At 72.3% G+C, this 3220-nt stretch carries 3 protein-coding genes; 2 read left to right on the top strand and 1 reads right to left on the bottom strand.

Features of this window, described 5'->3' with window-relative positions:
* Positions 1-175: 175 nt before the first annotated feature.
* Positions 176-1063, top strand: coding sequence for an AraC family transcriptional regulator (locus tag AB8Z36_RS33735; RefSeq protein ID WP_369217195.1), 888 nt, complete (start codon positions 176-178; stop codon positions 1061-1063).
* Here the strand turns inward: AB8Z36_RS33735 and AB8Z36_RS33730 are convergent.
* Positions 1047-2546 (bottom strand): SulP family inorganic anion transporter, encoded by a 1500-nt coding sequence (locus AB8Z36_RS33730; protein WP_369217194.1) that lies wholly within the window; start codon positions 2544-2546, stop codon positions 1047-1049. The genes AB8Z36_RS33735 and AB8Z36_RS33730 overlap by 17 nt on opposite strands.
* 241 nt (positions 2547-2787) lie before the next feature.
* Here AB8Z36_RS33730 and AB8Z36_RS33725 point away from each other — a divergent pair.
* A partial coding sequence (locus tag AB8Z36_RS33725; protein ID WP_369217193.1) for a lycopene cyclase family protein occupies positions 2788-3220 on the top strand: 433 nt, incomplete at its 3' end.

Raw genomic sequence — 3220 nt, 5'->3', positions numbered from 1 at the left:
GCGTAGGGCGGCTGCGGCTGCTGCTGTCCGTAGGGGGACGGGGCAGGACCGAAACCACCGGGCTGTGGCGGCGTGGACATGCCGAATACGCTACGACACGCGCGGCGCGGAGCGGCGACCGGGCGGCGCCGGCGGCGAGCGTGGCCGGGGAAGGGACCGACGGAAGGGCACGGGCGTGCTGGAGCGGCTCAACCAGGCGATGGAGCAGATCGAGCGCCATCTCGACCGGAGCATCGATCCGGCCGGGCTGGCGCGCACGGCGGCCACGTCGGAGTACCACCTGCGCCGGATGTTCTCGGCGCTCGCGGGCATGCCGCTGGCGGAGTACATCCGGCGCAGACGGCTCACCGTGGCGGGCGCCGAGGTGCTCGCCGGGCGCGAGTCGCTCCTGGACATCGCGGTGCGCTACGGGTACGGCTCGGGCGAGGCGTTCGCGCGGGCGTTCCGCGCCATGCACGGAGTCGGCCCCGGCGAGGCCCGCCGGACCGGCACCGCGCTCGTCTCCCAGCCCCGGCTGACCTTCCGCCTCACCGTCGAGGGGAGCGGCAGCATGCGGTACCGCGTCCTCGACAAGCCGCGGTTCAGCGTCGTCGGTCCGAAGGCACGGGTGCCGCTGGTGCACGCGGGGCCGAACCAGGCGATCATCGACTTCGTCCGGGGGATCGGCCCGGAGCGCGCGGCGCGCCTCGAGGCGCTCTCGGACCAGGAGCCGAGGGGCACCGTCTCGGTCTGCGACGACCTCGACCCCGGCCGCGCCGAGGGCACCGGACTCGACTACTACCAGGGGGTCGTCACCTCGGCGGACCTCTCCGCGGTGCCCGAGGGCGCCGCCGTCCTGACGGTCCCCGCGGGCACCTGGGCGGTCTTCACCACCTCAGGGCCCGCTCCGGGGGCCATCCAGGAGCTGTGGCGGGACGTCTTCATGGAGTGGTTCCCGTCCAACCCCTACCGCGGCCGTCCCGGCCCGGAGATCCTGCGCACCCGTCTCTCGGCGGACGGGACCGAGGCGGACGCCGAACTCTGGCTCCCGGTGGAGCGGGACGGGGTCAGTGACCGCCGGTGAGTCCGCCGCTGAGCCGCCGGTGGATGCGGGCGCTCGGCTCGTTCAGACCGATGATCTCGACCTTCTTGCCGCGCTGGGCGTACTTGGTCTCGACGGCGTCGAGGGCGGCGACCGACGAGGCGTCCCAGATGTGCGCGGAGGTGAGGTCGATGACGACCCGCTCGGCGTCGACGGCGTAGTCGAACCGGCCGACGATGTCGTTGGAGGAGGCGAAGAACAGCTCGCCGGTCACGGAGTAGACCACGCTGTTCCCGTCCGGTTCCGCGACGGAGGTGACATCGGCCAGGTGCGCGACGCGCCGGGCGAAGATGACCATCGCGGTGACGGAGCCGACGACGACGCCGACGGCGAGGTTGTGGGTCGCCACCACGCAGGCCACGGTGATGACCATGACGGCGATCTCCCCGACGGGCATGCGCTTCAGCGTCCTCGGGGCGATCGAGTGCCAGTCGAAGGTGGCGAAGCAGACCATCACCATGACGGCGACGAGGGCGGCCATGGGGATGTCGGAGACGACCGGCCCGAAGACGACGCAGAGCACCATCAGGAACGCGCCCGCGAGGAAGGTGGAGAGGCGGGTCCGGGCGCCGGACACCTTGACGTTGATCATGGTCTGGCCGATCATCGCGCAGCCGCCCATGCCGCCGAGGAAACCGGTGACGATGTTGGCGATGCCCTGGCCGATCGACTCCCGCGTCTTGGAGGAGTGGGTGTCGGTGATCTCGTCCACCAGCTTGGCGGTCATCAGCGACTCCATCAGCCCCACCAGCGCCATCGCCAGCGCGTAGGGCGCGATGAGCTTCAGCGTGTCCACGGTGAACGGCACATCGGGCAGCCCGGGCACCGGCAGGGAGGAGGGCAGCTCGCCCTTGTCGCCCACGGTCGGCACGGCGATCCCGGCGGCCACCGTGACCGCGGTGAGGACGACGATGGAGACCAGCGGGGCGGGCACCGCCCTGGTGATCCTCGGAAAGAACACCATGAGCGCGAGACCGCCCGCGATCAGCGGGTAGACGGGCCAGGGCACGTCGTGCATCTCGGGCACCTGTGCCATGAAGATGAGGATGGCCAGGGAATTGACGAAGCCGACCATCACGCTGCGCGGCACGAAGCGCATCAGCCGGGCGACGCCGAGCGCACCGAGGACGATCTGGAAGACACCGGCCAGGATCACGGCGGCCACCAGGTACCCCAGGCCGTGCTCCCGGTTGAGCGGGGCGATGACCAGGGCGACCGCGCCGGTCGCCGCGGAGATCATCGCGCGGCGGCCCCCGACGACCGAGATGGTCACCGCCATCGTGAAGGACGCGAACAACCCGATCGCCGGGTCGACCCCCGCGATGACGGAGAAGGAGATCGCCTCGGGGATCAGCGCGAGAGCGACCACGAGGCCGCCCAGGATCTCGGTGCGCCAGACCTTCGGGTCGGACAGCCAGTCGGGACGGAGACCGCGCGGGCGCGACACCGGGGACAGTGCGGACATGGGCAAAGCGGATACCTGTCGGACTCGTTCTCGGCCGGGGGAAGCGCCGCGAAGGAAGTCGTTCGGGCGATCGACAACTCTACCGCCCGCCTCCGGCGCGCATCGGGGCGATCAATCCCGTCGAAAGGCGGGAATTCCCGCACGCCTGCATCCGTGCGGCGGCCCCGTGCGGAATCCTGACCGACCGGGACGGCGCGGGCGACGTGCGCCGGCGCGCAGTGCGACGAGGGTGAGGTGACGCGTGGACGACTGCGAGATCGCCGTGGTGGGCGCGGGCGCCGCCGGGCTCTCCCTGGCCCACCGGCTGTGCGCGCCCGAGCCCGGCTGGGGCCCCGTCCCCGCCGTGACGCTCATCGACGCACCACCGGGCCCGGCCAGACCGCCCGAGCGGACCTGGTGCTACTGGGAGAAGCCCGGGGGCGAGTTCGACGACGCGCTCTCCGCCGAGTGGGAGACCCTGCGGGTATGCGCCCCCGACGGCACCCGGGTCTCCGGTTCCCCCGCCCCGCTGCGCTACAAGATGCTCCGGTCCAGCTCCTTCGAGGCCCTGGTCGGCGCCCGCATCGACGCCGAACCGAGGCTGCGCCGCGTGGAGGCGCACGTCGAGGAGGTGCGCGACACGGGGGCGGGCGCCGAGATCCGGGGGACCGCCGCGGACGGGCGGCCCGTCTCCC

Origin of the sequence: Streptomyces flavofungini (assembly GCF_041028215.1) — a bacterium.
Taxonomy (GTDB): domain Bacteria; phylum Actinomycetota; class Actinomycetes; order Streptomycetales; family Streptomycetaceae; genus Streptomyces; species Streptomyces flavofungini_B.
The sequence above is the reverse complement of the archived record's forward strand: the minus strand, read 5'-3'. Positions and strand labels throughout refer to the sequence as shown.